General features: G+C 66.7%; 22 protein-coding genes. 19 read left to right on the top strand and 3 right to left on the bottom strand.

From position 1 onward, the window contains the following. The first annotated feature begins 231 nt into the window (after positions 1-231). Both C8J47_RS13875 and C8J47_RS13870 read left to right on the top strand, forming a co-directional pair. On the top strand, positions 232-1068 hold the full coding sequence (locus C8J47_RS13875; RefSeq protein WP_121886116.1) for a trans-aconitate 2-methyltransferase: 837 nt from the start codon (positions 232-234) through the stop codon (positions 1066-1068). Between the two features lie 17 nt (positions 1069-1085). Next, the gene (locus tag C8J47_RS13870; RefSeq protein ID WP_121886115.1) at positions 1086-1709 is read left to right on the top strand and encodes a glutathione S-transferase family protein; all 624 of its coding nucleotides are present in this window, start codon (positions 1086-1088) and stop codon (positions 1707-1709) included. A gap of 156 nt (positions 1710-1865) precedes the next feature. On the opposite strand, the gene C8J47_RS13865 is transcribed toward C8J47_RS13870, so the two are convergent. After that, a complete protein-coding gene (locus C8J47_RS13865) occupies positions 1866-3203 on the bottom strand; it encodes a dicarboxylate/amino acid:cation symporter (protein ID WP_121886114.1) in 1338 nt (445 codons plus the stop codon). 71 nt (positions 3204-3274) lie between these two features. Here C8J47_RS13865 and C8J47_RS13860 point away from each other — a divergent pair, with 71 nt between their 5' ends. Further along, positions 3275-4555, top strand: coding sequence for a Xaa-Pro peptidase family protein (locus C8J47_RS13860; RefSeq protein WP_121886113.1), 1281 nt, complete (start codon positions 3275-3277; stop codon positions 4553-4555). Positions 4556-4867: 312 nt separating this feature from the next. After that, positions 4868-7519 (top strand): alanine--tRNA ligase, encoded by a 2652-nt coding sequence (alaS, locus tag C8J47_RS13855; RefSeq protein ID WP_121886112.1) that lies wholly within the window; start codon positions 4868-4870, stop codon positions 7517-7519. A gap of 290 nt (positions 7520-7809) precedes the next feature. Here alaS and C8J47_RS13850 read toward each other — a convergent pair whose 3' ends face one another. Further along, the gene (locus tag C8J47_RS13850; protein WP_121886111.1) at positions 7810-9450 is read right to left on the bottom strand and encodes a thiamine pyrophosphate-binding protein; all 1641 of its coding nucleotides are present in this window, start codon (positions 9448-9450) and stop codon (positions 7810-7812) included. A 149-nt stretch (positions 9451-9599) separates the two neighbouring features. On the opposite strand from C8J47_RS13850, the gene C8J47_RS13845 reads away from it, so the two are divergent. The 15 genes from C8J47_RS13845 (at position 9600) to nadA (ending at position 21127) form a co-directional block, all read left to right on the top strand. Beyond that, a complete protein-coding gene (locus C8J47_RS13845) occupies positions 9600-10310 on the top strand; it encodes a CoA transferase subunit A (RefSeq protein ID WP_121886110.1) in 711 nt (236 codons plus the stop codon). A 134-nt stretch (positions 10311-10444) separates the two neighbouring features. Beyond that, a complete protein-coding gene (locus C8J47_RS13840; RefSeq protein WP_259467556.1) occupies positions 10445-11266 on the top strand; it encodes an HAD family acid phosphatase in 822 nt (273 codons plus the stop codon). Next, positions 11266-11574: a DUF5076 domain-containing protein gene (locus C8J47_RS13835; protein WP_121886109.1), complete on the top strand. Its 309-nt coding sequence runs from the start codon at positions 11266-11268 to the stop codon at positions 11572-11574. Before C8J47_RS13840 ends, C8J47_RS13835 begins: the two co-directional genes overlap by 1 nt. After that, on the top strand, positions 11574-12209 hold the full coding sequence (locus tag C8J47_RS13830; protein ID WP_093399662.1) for a 3-oxoacid CoA-transferase subunit B: 636 nt from the start codon (positions 11574-11576) through the stop codon (positions 12207-12209). Before C8J47_RS13835 ends, C8J47_RS13830 begins: the two co-directional genes overlap by 1 nt. Next, the gene (locus tag C8J47_RS13825; RefSeq protein ID WP_121886108.1) at positions 12209-12892 is read left to right on the top strand and encodes a glutathione S-transferase family protein; all 684 of its coding nucleotides are present in this window, start codon (positions 12209-12211) and stop codon (positions 12890-12892) included. Before C8J47_RS13830 ends, C8J47_RS13825 begins: the two co-directional genes overlap by 1 nt. Beyond that, the gene (locus tag C8J47_RS13820; RefSeq protein ID WP_259467555.1) at positions 12859-13782 is read left to right on the top strand and encodes an alpha/beta hydrolase; all 924 of its coding nucleotides are present in this window, start codon (positions 12859-12861) and stop codon (positions 13780-13782) included. Before C8J47_RS13825 ends, C8J47_RS13820 begins: the two co-directional genes overlap by 34 nt. 168 nt (positions 13783-13950) lie before the next feature. Beyond that, positions 13951-15387: a 3-isopropylmalate dehydratase large subunit gene (gene leuC, locus C8J47_RS13815; RefSeq protein ID WP_404969282.1), complete on the top strand. Its 1437-nt coding sequence runs from the start codon at positions 13951-13953 to the stop codon at positions 15385-15387. A gap of 112 nt (positions 15388-15499) precedes the next feature. Then, a complete protein-coding gene (gene leuD / locus C8J47_RS13810; RefSeq protein WP_121886107.1) occupies positions 15500-16129 on the top strand; it encodes a 3-isopropylmalate dehydratase small subunit in 630 nt (209 codons plus the stop codon). Next, a complete protein-coding gene (locus tag C8J47_RS13805; RefSeq protein WP_183129110.1) occupies positions 16092-17090 on the top strand; it encodes an NADPH:quinone oxidoreductase family protein in 999 nt (332 codons plus the stop codon). Before leuD ends, C8J47_RS13805 begins: the two co-directional genes overlap by 38 nt. A 111-nt stretch (positions 17091-17201) precedes the next feature. Next, positions 17202-17525: a DUF1476 domain-containing protein gene (locus C8J47_RS13800; RefSeq protein ID WP_056047222.1), complete on the top strand. Its 324-nt coding sequence runs from the start codon at positions 17202-17204 to the stop codon at positions 17523-17525. A gap of 1 nt (position 17526) precedes the next feature. Then, positions 17527-17757, top strand: coding sequence for a BolA family protein (locus tag C8J47_RS13795; RefSeq protein WP_056420018.1), 231 nt, complete (start codon positions 17527-17529; stop codon positions 17755-17757). A gap of 22 nt (positions 17758-17779) precedes the next feature. After that, a complete protein-coding gene (gene grxD, locus C8J47_RS13790) occupies positions 17780-18103 on the top strand; it encodes a Grx4 family monothiol glutaredoxin (RefSeq protein WP_107957228.1) in 324 nt (107 codons plus the stop codon). A 432-nt stretch (positions 18104-18535) separates the two neighbouring features. Then, a complete protein-coding gene (locus tag C8J47_RS13785; RefSeq protein ID WP_121886106.1) occupies positions 18536-19393 on the top strand; it encodes an MBL fold metallo-hydrolase in 858 nt (285 codons plus the stop codon). Further along, positions 19375-20100 carry a DUF4230 domain-containing protein gene (locus C8J47_RS13780; RefSeq protein ID WP_056047231.1) on the top strand — a complete coding sequence of 242 codons (726 nt, stop codon included), beginning with the start codon at positions 19375-19377 and terminating at the stop codon, positions 20098-20100. The genes C8J47_RS13785 and C8J47_RS13780 overlap by 19 nt, the downstream gene beginning before the upstream one ends. Before the next feature lie 28 nt (positions 20101-20128). Further along, complete coding sequence (nadA, locus tag C8J47_RS13775; protein ID WP_121886105.1) at positions 20129-21127, top strand: quinolinate synthase NadA; 999 nt, start codon at positions 20129-20131, stop codon at positions 21125-21127. Positions 21128-21131: 4 nt separating this feature from the next. On the opposite strand, the gene C8J47_RS19225 is transcribed toward nadA, so the two are convergent. Beyond that, positions 21132-21281, bottom strand: a complete 150-nt coding sequence (locus tag C8J47_RS19225) for a hypothetical protein (protein WP_165899642.1) — start codon at positions 21279-21281, stop codon at positions 21132-21134. Between the last annotated feature and the right edge of the window lie 114 nt (positions 21282-21395).

Raw genomic sequence — 21395 nt, 5'->3', positions numbered from 1 at the left:
TGTGTTTGGCAACACGCCCATGTACGCTTGATATCTTGCACCCTCTTGTTCTCCCGCGAAGGCGGGAGCCCAGTCTGGATCCCCGCCTTCGCGGGGAAACAAGGACGAGCGACGCAACGGGCTCGGGAAAGCCTCGAAATCCTGCAACGCCAAACCGTCACCAGCGTCTATACTTCCTATACTTCACTCCTAACCACCGCCCCGACCGCAACCGAAAAAGCACCCCAGCCCATGACCACCGCCTACGACTGGACCGGCAGAATAGGCGACGTCTGGGCCGAGGAATGGCGTCGAACCGACCGCAGCTTCACCAACTTGACCCCGCATCTGAACGCCGCGATCCTCACCGCCCCCACCCCCCAAACCCGCAAGATCATCGATATAGGCTGCGGCGCCGGAGCGACCGCGTTAGCCACCGCGCAAGCGCTCCCGAACGCGCAGATAACCGGCATAGATCTCTCACCAAACCTGATCGAGATCGCCAAACACCGCGCCAAAACCGTATCCAACGCCCGCTTCGAGTGCGCGGACATCACCGCCGCCGCCCTGAACCACGCGCCAATCGACCTCTACGTCTCGCGCCACGGCGTCATGTTCTTCGCCGACCCCGTCGCCGCCTTCACGACATTAGCCGAAGCCGCCGCTCCCGACGCGGCGCTAGTCTTCTCCTGTTTCGCCGACCGCGCGGCCAACCGCTGGGCCACCGAAACCATCACCGCGACGGGCGGCAATGCCGACGCGCCAGCAACCACCGCACCCGGCCCCTTCGCTTTCGCCGACCCGACCTACGTCGCGAGCATCCTCGAGAAATCGGGCTGGCATGTCGCGTCACCCGAGCGTGTCGAATTCGCCTACCGAGCAGGGGAGGGCGCCGATCCTGTAACCGACGCCGTCGACTATTTCCGCCGCATCGGCCCAGCCGCCTCCGCCATCCGCGACGCCGCCCCCGAGGAACGCGAGCGCCACATCGCGCGTCTCACCCAGGTCTGTGACCGGTACCGACACGGTGACACGGTGGAATTCCCCGCCGCCGCCTGGATCTGGACTGCGCGCAAATCGTCCGAATAGAAAACAGGGGGCTCAGCATGATCATCGTCCACCACCTCGAAAACTCGCGATCGCAGCGGATCCTGTGGATGCTCGAGGAACTCGGCCTCCCCTATGAGATCAAGCGCTACGAGCGGGACAAGGCAACGATGCTCGCCCCGCCCGAACTCAAGAAGGTCCATCCGCTCGGCAAGTCGCCCGTGATCGAAGATGATGGCCAGGTGGTCGCCGAAACGGGCGCGATCGTCGAATATCTCGTCGACAAGGCGGACGGCAAGCTCGGCGCCCCGGCCAACCGCGCCGACGCACTGCGCTACCGCTTCTGGCTCCACTACGCCGAAGGCTCGATGATGCCGCCGCTGCTCCTGAAGCTCGTCCTCGCGCGCATTCCGATCCTGGGGAAGGCAGCGACCAAGAAGATTCAGCCGATGATCGACGTCCACCTCGACTATGTCGAATCTGAGCTGTCACAGCGCCCCTGGTTTGCCGGCGTCGAGATGACCGCCGCGGACATCATGATGAGCTTCCCCGTCGAAGCCGCGCGCAGTCGCGGCGGCCTGAACGAGTCGCGCCCCGCGACGATCGCATGGCTGGCAAAGGTCCACGCACGACCTGCCTATCAGGCCGGCCTAAAAAAGGGCGGCCCCTACGCGTACGCCTGACCCGCCGCGATAGGGTCCGAAGGTATCCGAACCCCTCCGTCATCCTGGGCTCGACCCAGGATCCAGAGCCACAGACATCGGCGCTCGTGGCTCTGGATCCCAGCGTTCGCTGGGATGACGTAAGAGGGGAGGCGTCACCCCCGATAAATAGAGCGTCTAAGCCTGCCCAGGCGTAATCTTCTCATAGCTGTCCACGTTGGTCTTCGGCCCATGCCCGGTCGGCGCAACCGGCGGATCACGATCGGCCGGCTCACGCTCGTCGAGCCCGCCCTCCCATTTCGCCACCACGGTCGCCGCCACTGCATTCCCGATCACGTTCGTCGCCGACCGCCCCATGTCGAGAAAATGATCCACCGCCAGGATCAGCAGGATCCCCGCCTCCGGGATGTTGAACATCGACAACGTCCCCGCGATCACCACCAGCGACGCCCGCGGTACGCCTGCGATGCCCTTCGACGTCACCATCAGCACCAGCAGCATCGCGATCTGCTGCCCGATCGGCATGTGGATGCCGTAGGCCTGCGCGATGAACAGCGACGCGAACGTCATGTACATCATCGACCCGTCGAGATTGAACGAATAGCCCAGCGGCAGCACGAAGCTCGCGATCCGCGGCGGCACGCCGAACCGGTCGAGCGCCTCCAGCGTCCGCGGATATGCCGCCTCCGACGATGCCGCCGAGAACGCCAGGATCAACGGATCGCGGATATACCGCACCAGCAACCGCGTCCGCGGTCCGATCAGCAGGAACGCGATCCCGATCAGCACCGCCCACAGCAGCGCGAGCCCAATATAGAAGCTCAGCATGAAATAGCCGAGCTGCCCGAGGATCGTCGGCCCCCGCTCGGCAAGCGTCGCGGTCACCGCCGCGAACACCGCGAACGGCGCGAACCGCATCACGTAGTTGGTGATCTGGAGCATCACTGCGACCAGCGCCTCGATCGCCTTCACCAGTGGCGCGGCCTTCTCGCCGACCGCGGTGATCGCGACGCCGACGAACACCGAGAACACGACGATCTGCAGGATCTCGTTCCCCGCCATCGCCGCGATCATCGAATCGGGGACGATATGCGTGATGAACTTGGCGAGATCGAACGCCGCGCGGTCGACGCCGCTCGACGCGGTCGCCGGCGGGATCGCGAGCGCGAGGCCGACGCCCGGCTGCAACACGTTGACGAGGATCAGGCCCAGGGTGAGCGACAACAAACTCGCGCAGATGAACCAGCCGAGGCTGCGCAATCCGACCCGCCCGAGCGCGCCGGTGTCGCCCATATGCGCGATGCCGACGACCAGCGTCGAGAACACCAAAGGCGCGATGATCATCTTGATCAGCCGCAGGAACAGCGTCGTCACGATCGAGAAATAGCCCGCGATGTCCTTCAGCCGTTCGGCGGACTGGGCCGTGCCGTCGTCGATCGACGCGTTCAGGATCCAGCCGACGACCATCCCCGCGACGAGGCCGAACAAGATGTAATAGGTTAGCCGCTTGGCCATTAATCGCTCCCGAGAAGTGCGAACAGGGAAGGGGATTGCGGCGCCCGGGTCAAGGACCCTATCGTCCGGCGATGTCGACCGCACGCCACAAGCCCGCCTTCAGCCCCTCGCGCCGCGACCTGCTGAGCCTCGCCATCGCGGCGCCGTGGCTGTCGACCAGCGCGATCCTCCGCGCCGCCGAACCGGACCTGTCGGCGCTGTCCGACATCACCGGCATGACCAGGCCGATCGACGCCACCGAACGCGCCGCGCGGCTGTTCCGCGCGCAATCGCTGATGAAGGCGGCGGGCATCGGCGCGGTGCTGATCGAGCCGGGATCGTCGATGATCTACTTCACCGGCGTACGCTGGCATACGAGCGAGCGGCTGACGCTGGCGATCCTCCCGGCCGAGGGCGAACCGTGCATCGTCACGCCGTTCTTCGAGGAACCGTCGGTGCGCGAGACGCTCGCCGTCCCCGCCGAGGTCCGCGTGTGGCAGGAGGACGAGAACCCGCTCGCGGTCGTCGCCGGCTTCCTGCGCGACCGGAAGCTCGTCGCGCGGCCGGTCGGCCTGGAGGCGGAGGTGCGCTACTTCGCCTATGCTGGGCTCGCGCGCGTGTTGCCCGATGCGAAGATCGTGTCCGCCGACCCCGTCGTCCGCGCCTGCCGTATGATCAAGACCTCCGCCGAGATCGCGTTGATGCAGGCCGCGACCGAGGTCACGCTCGCCGCGTATCGCTGGACGAAGCCGCGCGTCGAGAAGGGCATGACCGGCCCCGAGATCGGCGCGCTGATGAACGCCGCGACCAAGAAACTCGGCGGCGCGCCCGAGTTCGCGCTTGCGCTGATCGGCGAGGCGTCGGCCTATCCGCACGGCAGCCGGGAGATCCACCGCGTCGCCGACGGCCAGGTCGTGCTGATGGACTGCGGCTGCACCGTGCAGGGCTATCAGTCCGACATCTCGCGCACCTGGGTCCACGGCACCGCGACCGCCGACCAGCGCAAGACCTGGGACCAGGTCGCCCGCGGCCAGCAGATCGCGTTCGCCGCGGCCAAGATCGGCGCACCCGCCGGCAGCGTCGACGATGCGGTCCGCCGCTATTACGAAACGCTCGGCTACGGGCCGGGGTACAAGCTCCCCGGCCTGTCGCATCGCACCGGCCACGGCATCGGCATGGACGGCCACGAACCCGTCAACCTCGTCCGCGGCGAGACGACCAGGCTGGCGGCGGGGATGTGCTTCTCGGACGAGCCGGGGGTCTACATTCCCGGGAGGTACGGCGTGCGGATCGAGGATTGTTTCCACATGACCGATGCTGGGCCGAAATGGTTCAGCGAGCCGCCCAAGTCGATCGACGCGCCGTTGGGGTAAGGGACGCCCAAGGACGCCACCCCCTCCACCAACACCACCACCCCGGCGAAGGCCGGGGCCCAATTGGGGGACGGCGATAACGAAGCGCTGCTTTCCGTTATTTCCACCTTTCCAATTGGGCCCCGGCCTTCGCCGGGGTGGTGTTGCTCTTGCCGAGTTGCAGCACTCCCTTGTTCTCCCGCGAAGGCGGGAGCCCAGTCTGGGTCCCCGCCTTCGCGGGGAAACATGCTGCCTCGGTTCAACGGGATATGTCTCGACCACACCCCCACACCCGACTTGAGCGAACCGCGCCGCTCGCCTAAGTCCCCGCGCATGACATCGACGAACGACATCCGCCGCGGCTTCCTCGACTATTTCGGATCGCAGGGGCACCAGATCGTGCCCTCCGCGCCGCTCGTGCCGCAGAACGACCCGACGCTGATGTTCGTCAACGCGGGGATGGTGCCGTTCAAGAACGTCTTCACCGGCCTCGAATCGCGCCCCTACACCACCGCGACCTCCTCACAGAAATGCGTCCGCGCCGGCGGCAAGCACAACGATCTCGACAATGTCGGCTACACCGCGCGCCACCACACCTTCTTTGAAATGCTCGGCAATTTCTCGTTCGGCGATTATTTCAAGGAACAGGCGATCGTCCACGCCTGGACGTTGCTCACGCGCGAATGGGGCCTGTCACCCGACAAGCTGACCGCCACCGTCTACCACACCGACGATGAGGCGTTCGACCTCTGGAAGAAGGTCGCCGGCCTCCCCGATCACCGCATCATCCGCATCCCGACCAAGGACAATTTCTGGTCGATGGGCGACAACGGACCGTGCGGGCCGTGCTCGGAAATCTTCTACGACCACGGCGATCACATATTCGGCGGCCCTCCCGGCAGCCCCGACGAGGACGGCGATCGCTTCGTCGAGATCTGGAACCTCGTGTTCATGCAGTACGAGCAGGAGAATGCCGAGATCGTCGGCAACCTGCCCAAGCCGTCGATCGACACCGGCATGGGGCTGGAGCGCATCGCCGCGGTCATGCAGGGCGTCACTGACAATTACGACACCGACACGTTCAAGGCACTGATCGCAGCCTCGGGCGCGCTGACGCACACCGCGACCGATGGCGCCAACACCGCCAGCCACCGCGTGATCGCCGATCACCTGCGCACCGCGGGCTTCCTGATCGCGGACGGCGTGCTGCCCGCGAGCGAGGGCCGCGGCTATGTGCTGCGCCGGATCATGCGCCGCGCGATGCGCCACGCGCACATCCTCGGCGCCAAGCAGCCGCTGATGCACCGACTGGTCCCCGCGCTCGTCACCGAGATGGGCGCCGCCTATCCCGAGCTGTCGCGCGCCCGTCCGCTGATCGAGGCGACCCTCCAGCAGGAGGAGACGCGCTTCCGCCAGACGCTCGACAAGGGGCTGAAGCTGCTCGACGAGGCGACCACCGGGATGACCGACGGCACGCTGGCGGGCGACGTCGCGTTCAAGCTCTACGACACCTACGGCTTCCCGTACGACCTGACCGAGGACGCGCTGCGCGAACGCAACATCGCGGTCGACCGCGAAGGCTTCGACACCGCGATGGCCGAGCAGAAGCGCGCCGCCCGTGCCGCCTGGAAGGGCTCGGGCGCGAAGGCCTCGGACGACATCTGGTTCGACATCGTCGAGCAGACCGGCGGCACCGAATTCCTCGGCTACGCATCGGATACGGGCGAAGGTGAAGTCGTCGCACTGGTCAAGGACGGCGCCCGCGTCGACCACGCCACCACCGGCGACACCGTCTCGATCGTCGTCAACCAAACGCCCTTCTACGGTGAGAGCGGCGGCCAGGTCGGCGACGCGGGCCACATCTCCAACGACAGCGGTCTGCGCGCGAACGTCACCGAGACATCGAAGCAACTCGGCCGCGTGTTCGTCCATCACGCGATCGTCAGCGCCGGCGAGATCAAGGTCGGCGACCCGGTCAAGCTCCAGATCGACGTCGCCCGCCGCGCGCAGATTCGCGCCAACCACTCCGCGACGCACCTCCTGCACGAGGCTCTCCGCGAACGTCTCGGCACGCACGTCGCGCAGAAGGGGAGCCTCGTCGCGCCCGATCGCCTGCGCTTCGACTTCTCGCAGCCGGTCGCGATGACCCCCGCCGACATCGCGCAGGTCGAGGCCGACGTGAACGCGCAGGTCCGCGGCAACGGCGCGGTGACGACGCTGCTGATGACCCCCGACGACGCGATCGCGATGGGCGCGATGGCGCTGTTCGGCGAGAAGTACGGCGACGAAGTCCGCGTCGTGTCGATGGGGTCAACCGATAAGGGGACCTATTCGATCGAGCTGTGCGGCGGCACGCACGTTACCGCGCTCGGCGACATCGGCCTGTTCAAGGTCGTCGGCGAAGGTGCTGTCTCCAGTGGTATCCGCCGTGTCGAGGCGCTCACCGGCGAAGCGGCGCGCGGGTACTTGACCAGCCGTGACGACCGCCTGCGCGAAGCCGCAGCAGTCCTGAAGTCGACCCCCGACGAGGTCCCGGCGCGCGTCGCATCGCTGCTCGAAGACCGCCGCCGCCTCGAACGCGAACTCGCCGACGCAAAGAAGGCGCTCGCGCTGGGCGGCGGTGGCTCGGGCGAAGCGGCTGGCCCCGAACAGGTCGGCGGCATCGCGTTCATCGGCCAGGTGCTCAACGACTTCGAAGCCAAGGGCTTGCGCGGCGCGGTGGACGAAGCCAAGCAGCGCCTCGGCTCGGGGATCGCGGTGATGGTAGCGATAAACGACGGCCGCGCCTCGGTCGCAGTCGGCGTCACGGCCGACCTTGTGGCGAGCCACAACGCGGTCGACCTGCTCAAGATCGCGGTGGCCACGCTAGGCGGGCAGGGCGGCGGCGGCCGTCCCGACATGGCGCAGGGCGGTGGTCCCGATGGCGACAAGGCCGCGGAAGCAGTCGCGGCGGTGCGGGCAAAGTTGGAGGCGGCGGGCGCCTGAACTCGCCGTCGTCCGCACGCTCACCGCAAGCAATGTTCCCCCGCGGACGCGGGGGCCCAGCTAAGTACCGCTAGCTGCCTTGACTCCTGGACCCCGCTTTAGCGGCGGAACAGGCTGCGCTGATAAAGTCACCCGCTACAACTACCTCCACCCCGGCGAAGGCCGGGGCCCAATTGGCAAGGCCGATATAACGGAGGCTCGTCCCTTGTTACCGCCGTCCCCCAATTGGGCCCCGGCCTTCGCCGGGGTGGTGCTTATGTGGAGCGCTCAGCTTCATTTCAGAAGGCAAGTCAGTCACCACGCACCTTCGCCAGCGTCGTCCCAGCGGTAATCGCCTCGATATCCGTGACTACATGCAGCAACCTGACTCCAGACCGAGACATCGCCCGCTCCAGCGCCCCCGCAAAATCCTCGGTCCGCTCGACGGTTTCCGCCCAACACCCATAAGCCCGCCCCAGCGCGGCGAAATCCGGATTGCGGAGCGTCGTCCCAGACACCCGCCCCGGATACTCCCGCTCTTGATGCATGCGGATCGTCCCATACCCGCCATTATCCACGACCAGCACCAGCATGTCCGCCCCATGCGCAACCGCGGTCGCCATTTCCTGCCCGTTCATCAGGAAACACCCGTCCCCTGCGAGCGCCACAACGGTCCGCTCCGGATGCCGCAACGACGCCGCAACCGCCGCCGGCACCCCGTACCCCATAGCCCCGGCAGTCGGCGCAAGCTGCGTGCCCGGCCCGGCATACGCCCAGTACCGATGCCACCAGCCCGAGTAATTCCCCGCCCCGTTGCAGATGATCGCATCCGCCGGCAACCGCTCGCGCATCGCCGTCACGCACGGCCCGAGATCCATCACCAGATCCCGCGGCGCCGGCGTCGACCACGCGAGCCACTCCGCATGCGCCTCCTGCCCAGCAGTCCGCGGTGGCAAATCCACCACCAGCAACGCCTCGGCAAACTCCGCCATCCCCGCACACACCGCCACATCCGCGCGGTAAGCTCGGTGCAACTCGTCCGGATCGGGATGCACATGGATCAGCCGCTGCCCCGGATGATCGGGCGTGATCAGCGCATAGCCGTCGGTCGTCGCCTCCCCAAGCCGCGGCCCGACGACCAGTAGCAGGTCCGCCGCCTTCACCCGCTCGACCAGCTTCGGATTGGGCCCATACCCCAAATTGCCAGCCCACACCGGGCAGTCGTTCGGAATAGCATCCTGCCGCCGAAACGCCGCCGCCACCGGGATCCCGTTACGATCCGCCCAGGTCGAGAACGCCCCCGACGCCGCCACATCCCAGCCAGCTCCCCCGACGATCGCCACCGGCCGCTCGGCCGTCGTCAGCAAATCCGCAAGCAAGTCCATCGTATCGGCGTCGCAAGCCTGCGCCACCCCCTCGACCCGCGGCCGATCGATCGCATCGACGACATCCAGCAGCATGTCCTCGGGCAGCGCGAGCACCACCGGCCCCGGCCGCCCCGACATCGCCGTCGCATAGGCGCGCGCGACATATTCGGGGATCCGCCGCGCATCGTCGATCCGCGCCGCCCACTTCGCGATGGGGGCGAACATCGCCTGGAAATCGATCTCCTGAAACGCCTCGCGGTCGCGCGTGCTGCGGTCGATATCGCCCACGAACAGGATCATCGGCTGCGAATCCTGCATCGCCACATGCACCCCGATAGACGCATTGGTCGCACCCGGTCCGCGCGTCACGAAGGCCACGCCGGGCCGGTGCGTCAGCGTCCCGTCGGCGCACGCCATATAGGCGACGCCGCCCTCCTGCCGACACACGAGGAGGTCGATCGCCGGCGTATCGTGCAGCGCGTCGAGGACGCTCAGGAAACTCTCGCCGGGTACGGTGAAGATCCGGTCGCAGCCTTGCACCACGAGTTGATCGACAAGGATTCGGCCGCCGGTACGCTGGGTCATACACATCTCCTCGCCGCACCCTAGCCCGATGCTCCGCGCGAAGTCGAGCGCGTGCCGCCCGCCCGACCCGGTGCGACCCGTGCGACCCCTGCGACATTGCCGTGCCCGCTGCCGCGCATTATGCCACCGGCAAAGCTAGAGGAGGATGCATGGCGAACAAGCTCTACACCGACGCGGCGGCGGCGCTCGAAGACGTGCTGTTCGACGGCATGACGATCTGCGCGGGCGGGTTCGGGCTGTGCGGCATCCCCGAGCGGCTGATCGACGCGATCGAGGCGTCCGGAGTGAAGGACCTGACGATCGCCAGCAACAACGCCGGGATCGACGGGCAGGGCTTGGGCAAACTGCTCCGCTCGCGCCAGGTGAAGAAGATGATCTCGTCCTATGTCGGCGAGAACAAGGAATTCGAGCGGCAATATCTCAGCGGCGAACTCGAGGTCGAATTCTGCCCGCAGGGCACGCTCGCCGAACGCTGCCGGGCAGGGGGGGCTGGCATCCCCGGCTTCTACACCAAGACCGGCGTCGGCACGCAGGTCGCCGAAGGCAAGGAGACGAAGGTCTTCGACGGCCAGGAATATATCCTCGAACGCGGCATCCGCGCCGATCTCGCGATCATCAAGGGCTGGAAAGCGGACGAGAGCGGCAACCTCGTCTTCCGCAAGACCGCGCGCAACTTCAACCAGCCGATGGCGACCGCGGGGAAAATCTGCGTTGCCGAGGTCGAGGAGATCGTCCCCGTCGGCAGCCTCGACCCCGACACGATCCACCTGCCGGGGATCTACGTGAAACGCATGATCGTCGGCGCGCCCTACGACAAGCAGATCGAATTCCGCACCGTCCGCGAGCGGGTTTCCGCGTGAAGCAAGGCCTGATGGTTGATCGCAAACGCTCCCCGTTCTCCTGCGAACGCAGGAGCCCAGGGTCGCGAGCGTTGCGGGTGGTATCCTGGACCCCTGCGTTCGCAGGGGCACTGGTTTTGCAGGGGTGCGTCAGCGTGTCCGCGCCGACCGCGATCGCAGCCGCGCCGACTGTTTCCGCCCCCGTCACCGTCGACGGCGTACCCGCCGGCATGCAGTATCTCTACGCCTCGGGCGAAGCCGCGGCCGTCAGCATCCAGGCCTGGAACGCGCTCGTCGGCTATGTCCGCGCGCAACGCACACCAACATCCGTCGTGCTTTCTCAAGACGCATCGCTAACCGCGCCGACCTTCACCTCCTGTGGCACCAAACCCAAGGCTGCGGTCTTCGACGTCGACGAAACCGTCCTCCTCAACCTCGGCTTCGAATACGACGCATCCTCCGGCCAAGCATGGTCCGACCCCCGCTGGCAGGACTGGGAGCGCACCGGCGTCAAGCAGGTCGCCCCCGTCCCCGGCGCGCTGAATGCGCTCACTCAACTCCGCGCAATGGGCGTCACGGTGATCTTCAACACCAACCGCTCCGCCGCCAACGCCGCACAGACTGAAGCCACGATCGAAGCCGCCGGCCTCGGCCCCGCCCGGCACGGCGAGACGCTGTTCCTCGCCGGCGATGACGCGACGGGCTCGAAGAAGGACGGCCGCCGCGCGACGATCGCGGCGCGCTACTGCGTCGTCGCGATGGGCGGCGATCAGCTCGGCGACTTCAGCGACCTGTTCAACGCCGGCCAGACCCCCGCCGCCCGTCGCGCAACAGTCCAGTCGCCCGCCATCGCGGCCAGATGGGGGGCAGGGTGGTTCGTCCTGCCCAACCCCGTCTACGGCACCGCGCTCAAGGGCAACCGTGACGAGGTATTCCCGCCAGCAGTCCGCTGGGCCCCGACTGGAGGCGTACGCTAATGGCCGACCATCCCAACGCGATCGCGCTCGACAAGGGAGCGCAACTCACCAGCGAATCGGTCGAGGTCGCGCGGATCTGGGTCACCAACGGCGCCGGCAGCAACGTGCTGATCGACGCGGGCATCCTCGAGGATCCGACCGTGTTCGGTTACCTCCTCGCCGACACGATCCGCCACGCCGCGCGCGCCTATGCGGGCACCTGGGGCCTCGACGAGGATGCCGCGTTGCAGGCGATCGTCGACGGCGTCGGCACCGAGCTCCGCGAACAATTCACGACCATCACCACCATCCAGGAAGGAATGCACTGATGCCCTGGGACCGTAACCAGATGGCCGCGCGCGCGGCGCAGGAACTGAAGGACGGCTATTACGTCAATCTCGGCATCGGCATCCCGACGCTGGTCGCGAACAACATCCCCGAGGGGATGACCGTCACGCTCCAGTCCGAGAACGGCATGCTCGGGATCGGCCCGTTCCCGTACGCGGGCGAAGAGGACGCCGACCTGATCAACGCCGGCAAGCAGACGATCAGCGAACTCCCTTCGTCGGTGTATTTCAGCTCGTCGGACAGCTTCGCGATGATCCGCGGTGGCCATATCGACCTCACGGTGCTGGGCGCGATGGAGGTCAGCGAAGGCGGCGACATCGCCAACTGGATGATCCCGGGCAAGATGATCAAGGGCATGGGCGGCGCGATGGATCTCGTCGCGGGCGTCAAGCAGATCATCGTCGTGATGGACCACAATGCCAAGGACGGCACGCCAAAGTTCATCCCGTCCTGCACGCTGCCGCTGACCGGCAAGAACGTCGTCGACATGATCGTCACCGACCTCGCCGTGTTCCAGCGACCCGATCACGACAGCCCGTTCAAGCTGGTCGAGATGGCGCCCGGCGTCACCGCGGACGAGATCGCCGCGAAGACCACCGCGCGCTACACCGCCTGATGCGCTACACCCTCGTCACCGCGAACCGCAATTACTCGAGCTGGTCGCTGCGCCCCTGGGTCCTGATGAAGGCGCTCGGCATCGACTTCGAGGACCGGATCGAGCCGTTCCTGGCGCCCGTCAACTACGAAGCGTTCCGCGCCTTCTCGCCGACCGGGCAAGTGCCGGTGCTGATCGACGGTGAGCGGACGGTGTGGGATTCGCTCGGCATCGTCCTCTACCTTGCCGAACGCCACGACGGCGTCTGGCCGGTCGACGCCAAGGCACGCGCGTGGGCGATCTGCGCGACGGCGGAAATGCATGGCGGCTTCTTCGCGCTCCGCAACGAGCGGACGATGAACGTCGGCGTCCGCGTCGACGCCGCCCCCGGTAGCGACGCGCTCGATCGCGATGTCGCGCGGATCGCCGAACTCTGGAGCGAGGGGCTCGACCGGTTCGGTGGGCCATGGCTCGCTGGTGCCGAGTTCACCGCCGTCGATGCGTTCTATGCGCCGGTCGCGTTTCGCGTGCGGACCTACGGGATCGACGTCGGCCCGGCAGGTCTCGCCTGGGTCGAGCGGATCATCGCCCACCCGGCGATGCGCGAATGGGAAGCGACCGCGCTCGCCGAGACATGGCGCGAGGAAAGCCACGAGGCGGACCTCGTCACATGCGGATCGATCACCGCGGACTTCCGCCGCTGATGCGCCGCGCCGTGATCGTCATAGCGCTGATCGTCATCCTGATCGCAGGCACGGCGTTCACCGCGGGCCCCGGCACGCTCAGCGTCCTCGACGGCGTGATGGGCGGCGGACGCGGCACCGCGCGCATCCGCGAAGGCGTCCCGTTCGGCACGCACGACCAGAAGCTCGACGTCTGGCGCCCATCCGGTGGCGCCAAGACCGGTCTGCCGGTGCTGATCTTCTGGTATGGCGGCGGCTGGGTCCACGGCTCGCGCGGCGCCTATGCGTTCGCGGCGCGCGCCTACGCGAAGGCGGGTTACGTCGTCGTCATGCCCGACTACCGCAAAGTCCCCGACGTCCGCTTCCCCGCCTTCCTCCAGGACGGCGCCGAAGCGGTGAAATGGACCCGCGACCACATCGCACAGTCCGGCGGCGACCCGAACCGCATCGCGGTCGCCGGCCATTCCGCGGGCGCCTACACCGTCGCGATGCTGACGCTCGACGAGCGCTGGCTGAAGGCGGAGGGCGTCGACCCCCACATCATCAAGGCCGCGGTCGGCCTGTGCGGGCCGTATGATTTCTACCCCTTCACCGCCAAGCGCGCGATCGACGCGATGCAGGGCGCGGCCGACCCGGTGATGACCCAGCCGATCCACTTCGCGCGGGCGGACGCCCCGCCGATGCTGCTGATCACCGCCGGCGACGACACGCAGGTCAAGCCGCACAACGCGATCAACCTCACCGCGCGGCTGAAGGCACTCGGCGCGCCGGTGACGCACATCGACTATCCCGGATTGAGCCACGAGAACGTCGCGATGGCGCTCTCGAAGCCGTTCCGCGGCAAGGCTCCCGTGCTGGCCGACAGCGTCGCATTCCTGAACAAAGCGATGCCTCCCCTCCCGTCATCCTGACGAAAGTCAGGACCAGGATATCACGCACCGCCTACGTAACCCTGGATCCTGACTTTCGTCAGGATGACGGTGTTCGGCCCGATACGCGGCACGCCGAAGCATTCTTACGACCGAAAATTACTTACAACCTTGGCGTCGCATTCCTTTTCGGTTACCGCGCGCTCCATCATGGCCACTCCGCAAACGCTGTACGAAAAGATCTGGGCGGCGCATGTCGTCGAACGCCGCGACGACGGCACCTGCCTGATCTATATCGACCGCCACCTCGTCCACGAGGTCACCAGCCCGCAGGCGTTCGAAGGGCTCCGCGTGGCAGGCCGAAAAGTCCGCCGCCCCGACCTGACGCTCGCCGTCCCCGATCACAATCTCCCGACCACTGCGCGCAAAGACGCTGCCGGCCGCGTCCTGCCGATCGCCGACCCCGAAAGCGCGCAGCAACTCGATGCGCTCCGCCGCAACACGTCCGAGTTCGGCATCGACTATATCGACGCGACCGCGATCGAGCAGGGCATCGTCCACGTCGTCGGCCCGGAGCAGGGCTTCACGCTGCCGGGCACCTCACTGGTCTGCGGCGACAGCCACACCTCCGCGCACGGTGCACTCGGCGCTTTGGCGTTCGGTATCGGCACCAGCGAAGTCGAGCACGTCCTCGCCACGCAGACGCTGCTGCTGTCGCAGGCCAAGACGATGGAAGTCCGCGTCGACGGCGAACTCGGCTTCGGCGTCAGCCCGAAGGACGTCATCCTCGCGATCATCGGCAAGATCGGCGCGGCGGGCGGCACCGGCCACGTCATCGAATTCACCGGCAGCGTCATCCGCAAGATGTCGATCGAAGGGCGCCTGACGATCGCCAACATGTCGATCGAGGCGGGCGCCCGCGCCGGCCTGATCGCGCCCGACGACACCACTTTCGCGTATCTGAAGGGCCGCCCGATGGCCCCGACTGGCGAGAACTGGGACCGTGCGGTGACGTGGTGGCGCAGCCTCGCGACCGATCCCGGCGCGCGCTACGACAAGTCGGTCGTGCTCGACGCTGCCGATATCGCGCCCGGCCTTACCTGGGGCACCAGCCCGGAGGACGTCGTCCCGATCACCGGGGTCGTCCCCGAACCGTCGAGCTTTGCCGATCCCGCCAAGCAGGCAGCCGCGCAGAAATCGCTAGATTACATGGGGCTGACGGCGGGCACCGCGATGCGCGACGTGACGATCCAGCACGTCTTCATCGGCAGCTGCACCAACAGTCGCATCGAGGACCTGCGCGCCGCTGCGGCGATCGCCGACGGTCGCCATGTCGCGACCGGCGTCCGCGCGCTCGTCGTCCCCGGTTCCGGCCTCGTGAAGCGCCAGGCCGAAGCCGAAGGGCTCGATCGGATCTTCATCACCGCCGGTTTCGAATGGCGCGAGCCGGGGTGTTCGATGTGTCTCGCGATGAACCCGGACAAAGTCCCTGCGGGGGAGCGTTGCGCTTCCACGTCGAACCGTAATTTCGTCGGCAGACAGGGTCCCGGAGCGCGCACGCATCTGGTATCACCCGCGATGGCGGCGGCGGCGGCAGTAACTGGTAAGCTGAGCGACGTCAGAGAGTTGATGGGGGAACGAGCATGAAGAAGGTTTTCGTATTGCTGGCGGCTGGCGCGATGATCAGCGGCGTCGCGGCCTATGTCGCATCGGCGCGCACCACGCCGGAGCGCACGGGCCCGGAGCGCACGGAACAGCGATGACCCCCGTCACGACCGTCTCGGGCCGCGCCTATCCCTGGGGCGCGAAGAACATCGACACCGACGTCATCATCCCCGCGCACTGGCTGAAGACGATCACGCGCACCGGCCTTGGCCGCGGCGCGTTCGAGACGGTTCGCGCGCAACCCGGCAACATCTTCGACGACCCGCGCTATGCCGGGTCGCCGATCCTCATTGCCGGCGATAATTTCGGCTGCGGCTCCAGCCGCGAGCATGCCGCGTGGGCGCTCGCCGACATGGGCATCACCGCGGTGATCGCGCCGAGCTTCTCCGACATCTTTTCGGGCAACGCGTTCAAGAACGGCATCGTCCCCGTCGTACTGCCCCAGGAGGCGATCGACCGCCTGATCGACGTCGCCAAGGACCAGATCGTCACCGTCGATCTCGAGACGATGACCGTTACCACCCCGTTCCAGGACCGCTTCACCTTCGAACTCGACGCATTCCGCCGCCAGTGTCTCATGGAAGGGCTGGACGAAGTCGGCCTGACGCTGGCAAGGGATACCCAGATTTCGAAATTCGAGGAGGCGGTCGTATCGAATCGCCCCTGGACGACGGTGGAGAGCGGGTATGCGAGCATTGGTGTCGAAGGCAGTCGGCGGACCTGAAACTCTGGAAATGGTCGAGCTGCCCGATCTGGTGGCCGGCCCCGGACAGGTCGTCGTCGCGGTCAAGGCCTGCGCGATCAACTTTCCCGACGTCCTGATCATCGAGGACAAATACCAGTTCAAGCCGCAGCGCCCGTTCGCCCCGGGCGGCGAGATCGCCGGCACGATCGATTCGATCGGCGAAGGCGTCACCGGCTGGGCAGTCGGCGACCGCGTCATTGCGATGCTCGGTCACGGTGGCCTGTGCGAGAAGGTGATCGCCGACCCCGCCAAGCTCTACCGCCTCCCCGAAGGCCGCAGCTTCGCCGAGGGCGCCTCGCTGATCCTCACCTACGGCACGACGATCCACGCACTGCTCGACCGCGGCCATATCCAGGCCGGGCAGACGTTGCTCGTGCTCGGTGCTGCCGGCGGGGTAGGGCTTGCCGCGATCGAACTCGGCAAGGCGTTCGGCGCGAAGGTCGTTGCCGCGGTCTCGTCCGAAGAAAAAGCTGCCGCCGCCAAGTCCGCCGGTGCGGACGAAACGCTGATCTACGCCCGCGCCCCGTTCGACAAGGACCAGTCGAAGGCGCTCGCCGAGCAGTTCAAGGCCGTGGTCGGTCGCGATGGCGCGCACGTGATCTACGATCCGGTCGGCGGCGACTATGCCGAGCCCGCGCTCCGGTCGATCGCGTGGGAGGGCAAGTACCTCGTCGTCGGCTTCCCCGCCGGCATTCCGAAACTCCCGCTCAACCTCACCCTGCTCAAAAGCTGCGACGTGTGCGGCGTATTCTGGGGCGCGTTCGCGGCGCGTGATCCGAAAGCGAACCAGGCGCATATCGAAACGCTCTTCGATCTGTGGGAAGCCGGAAAAATCGCGCCTCGCGTCACCGAAGTCTTCGCGTTCGAGGACGGCGGCAAGGCGATCGCGAAGATGGCGGCACGCGGCGCAATCGGCAAGTTGGTGGTCGAGGTCGGCTGATCCCGGCGGCCCGCGGCGGTTCGCGACACCACGTTCCACCGTCATTATTGCGCATGCGCGGTCCGCGACCTATCTCCGGCTTGATACACGGCTGTACCGGGGACTTGCGCAATGACCAGTTTCGACGATCGCGAACGCGCCAGCGAGGCGCATTTCGCGCGCGAGGAGGAGATGGCGTTCCGCATCACCGCGCGCCGCAATCGCCTGCTCGGCGGCTGGGCGGCGCATGAGATGCAGCTGACGCCGGAAGAGACCGACGCCTATGCTACCGCGCTCGTCCATGCCGACATGGAAGGCGGCGGCGACGACGACGTCGTCCGCAAGCTCGTCGGCGACCTGACCGCGGCCGGGCTCGACCACGACGAGGCCACCGTCCGCCGCGCGCTCGCGCAGCAGATGATCGAAGCGCGTCGCCAGTTGCTGGAGGCGCAGTAAGATGCCGATGGCTGCCGACGATATCGCGACGATGATCCGCGACGCTATCCCCGACGCCCAGGTCGAGATCACCGATCTCGCGGGCGACGGCGATCATTATGCCGCCAAGGTCGTCGCGCCTAGCTTTGCCGGCATGAGCCGCGTGAAGCAGCACCAGGCGGTCTACGCCGCGCTCGGCGGCCGCATGGGCGGCGTCCTGCACGCGCTCCAGCTTACCACCGCAATTTCCTGAGGACCCGGAGATGACCCAAGACATGACCGACGACACGAACGCCCGCATCGACGCGGTAGTCAAAGCCAGCCCCGTGGTATTGTTCATGAAGGGCAGCCCGCTGTTCCCGCAGTGCGGCTTCTCCAGCCGCGCGATCGCGATCCTCAACCATCTCGAAGTCGAGTTCGAAAGCGTCGACGTGTTGCAGGACCAGGGCATCCGCCAGGGAATCAAGGCCTATTCGGACTGGCCGACGATCCCGCAGCTCTACGTCGACGGCGAGTTCGTCGGCGGCTCCGACATCATGATGGAGATGTACGAAAGCGGCGAACTGGCCCAGCTGTTCGAAAAGCAGAAGACGGTCTGAAGTTTCCGCTGGGGGCGGGGCGAAGCATCGGGGGGATCACCTCGGCCAGCACGGCTCACCCCACCCCCCGTCATCCTGACGAAAGTCAGGATCCAGAGCCAAGAGATGCTGCGTCCCGTTACCCTGGATCCAGACTTTCGTCAGGATGACGGGAGAACCGATCGATGCACCTTAAATCTTGAGACGTCACCGGGGAGGGTGGATCGATGCGAGACCGGACGGTAGCGATCGATCCACCCTGCTTGAACGCCGCAGCGTTCGGTGACGGGACAGACGATGCAGTGCGCGTGCCAGAACGCGGTATCCCACCGATCTACGCCACATATGTTAGTTAATCGCCGAAACGCCGATCCGCGATGTGTAAAATCCGCCGACACTGCGGTCCGATGACGGGGTCTTGCCATCCCCGCTCGCAACGGCCATCTCGGTCGCATGGCTGAGCACCCGACCGGTATCCCGATCCAGCTCGAGCCGCTCGTCGTTCGCGTGCTCGCGCCCAATCCGTCGCCCTACACCTACACCGGTACGCAGACGCATATCGTCGGCACGACCGATCTGGCGGTGATCGATCCCGGCCCCGACGATCCCGCGCACATCGCCGCGCTGATCCGCGCGATCGACGGCCGCCCCGTCACCGCGATCGTCGTCACGCACCATCACCGCGATCACAGCCCCGCGACGCGCCCGCTTCAGGCGATCACCGGTGCCCCGATCGTCGGCGCCGCGCCGTTCGATATCGAGTATTCCAGCGCACGCGGGGATGCGTCGTTCGATGCCGCCTACGCGCCCGATCGCGTGATGACCGAGGGTGACACGATCACCGGCGAAGGCTGGACGCTGGCGGCGATCGCGACGCCCGGCCACACCTCGAATCATCTCGCCTTCGCCTTGCCCGAGACCAACGCGCTGTTCTCGGGCGATCACGTGATGGGCTGGTCGACGACGATCGTCTCGCCCCCCGATGGCGACATGGCGGCGTATATGGCGAGCCTCGAAAAGCTGATGCGCCGCGACGACCGGGTCTATTATCCCGGCCACGGCGAAGCGGTCGACAAGCCGCAGCGACTGGTCCGCGGGATGCTCGGCCATCGCAAGCAACGCGAGGGGCAGATCCTGCGCCTGTTGCGGAGCGAACCGCAACCTATCGGACGAATGGTGGCCCAGATGTATGTCGGGCTCGACGCGCGGCTCGTGCCCGCCGCCGAGCGGTCGGTGCTCGCGCATCTCTACGACCTGCAAAACCGTGGCTTGGTGATCGAGGAAGGCGAAACATGGCAGATCAAGATTTGAATGCGCCGAATACCGGTTCCGGCGTCGGCGGCTTCCTCGCCAAGGCGGCGGGGTTCGTCGTTATTCTCGTGCTCGCCGGCTTGCTCGCGCTATGGGGCGTGCAGCGCTACGTCAGCGACCGGCTGACGCCCGATCCGACGACGATCGCGAGCGCCAGCCTGGAGGGCCTGCGCGAGCAGAACCGCCTGTCCGCGTTCGCCGCGCGCTATGTCGCGGTCGTCACCTCGAAACAGTCGCAGCTCGGCTTCACCACCGAGAAGACGCTGATCATGCCCGGCATGGTCCGGTACGAGGTGGACATGGGCAAGCTCACGCAGGCCGACGTCGCGTGGGACGGCGCCACCAAGACGCTGGCGGTACGCCTGCCCGCGGTCGAGGCGGATGGCCCGCAGGTCGATCTCAACGCGGTCCGCGAATATGGCTCGGGCGGCGTGCTGACCACGTTCACCGATGCCGAGAAGCGGCTCGACGATGCCAACCGCCGTGCCGGCCAGATCGAACTGATCCGCCAGGCGCGCGAACCGGCGATGATCAAGCTTGCGCGCGACGCAACCCGCCGTGCGGTGGAACGCAGTTTCGCGATGCCGCTGCGCGCTGCGGGGATCGACGCGACCGTCGCGGTGCGCTTCGCCGACGAGCCGGTCGCGAACGGGGAGCGCTGGGATACCTCGCGCTCGCTGCAGGACGTGCTAGGGAACCGCCAGTAAACGCGATCGGGCTATTCGGGATACGACGATGGAATTGAACCAGAACTTTGCGGGTATCGACATCCGCGCCGAGATCGAGCGCCTCCGCAAGGAGAAGAACGCGGTCATCCTCGCGCATTACTACCAGAAGCCCGAGCTTCAGGATCTAGCGGATTTCGTCGGCGACAGTCTCGACCTGTCGCGCAAGGCGGCGGCCACCGATGCCGACGTGATCGCGTTCTGCGGCGTCCGCTTCATGGCCGAGACCGCGAAGATCCTGTCGCCCGACAAGATCGTCGTGCTCCCCGACATGGACGCCGGGTGCAGCCTCGAGGACAGCTGCCCGCCCGAGCAGTTCGCGGCGTTCCGCGCGAAGCATCCCGATCACATCGCGCTGACCTACATCAACTGCTCGACCGAGGTGAAGGCGCTCTCCGACATCATCGTCACGAGTTCGTCGGCTGACACGATCCTCGCGCAGATCCCGCCTGAGCAGAAGATCATCTTCGGCCCCGATCGCAACCTCGGCGGCTATCTCGCGCGGAAGACCGGCCGCGACATGCTGCTCTGGCCCGGCGTCTGCATCGTCCACGAGGCGTTTAGCGAGACCGAGCTGATGAAGCTCAAGGCGCAGCACCCCGGCGCGCCCGTCGTCGCGCATCCCGAATGCCCACCGATCATCCTCGACCACGCGGATTACGTCGGCTCGACGCGCGGTATCCTCGACTACGCGCTGGCGATGCCCGGCGACACGCTGATCGTCGCGACCGAACCGCACATCATCCACCAGATGGAAAAGGCGCTCCCAAACAAGCGTTTCATCGGTGCGCCCGGCGCCGACGGCAATTGCAACTGCAACATCTGCCCGTACATGGCGCTCAACACGCTGGAAAAGCTCTACGTCGCGCTGCGCGATCTCAGCCCGCGGATCGAGATCGAGGAAGGCCTGCGCCTCCAGGCGAAGAAGAGCCTCGATGCGATGCTGCGGATGGCGTCGAACACCGTCGGCAAGGGCGATCTCGGCCCCGCCGGCAGTGCGAACGCCTGATCCGTCAGGCCGAGGGCGCGGCCTTGGGCACCTGGGCCAGCGCCTGATCGATATGGATCGCGGCGATGGTTAGTTCGAGCGTGTCGGCCAGTACGAGGGCCTCGCCAAGCAGTTGGGTCAAACGTGCTGTCTCGGCCATCGTCTTGGTATGCATCGATCGTTCCTCGGTATCGGTCAGGCAAACTCGCCTGGGGATGTTCGGTTCCAACGCGAAAATCTTTATGGTGCAGACAGATGCGGCGATTTCGCTGGCCCCGCATCATGCTCG

The organism is Sphingomonas sp. PP-F2F-G114-C0414, from assembly GCF_003688595.1.
Lineage (GTDB): Bacteria > Pseudomonadota > Alphaproteobacteria > Sphingomonadales > Sphingomonadaceae > Sphingomonas.
The sequence above is the reverse complement of the archived record's forward strand: the minus strand, read 5'-3'. Positions and strand labels throughout refer to the sequence as shown.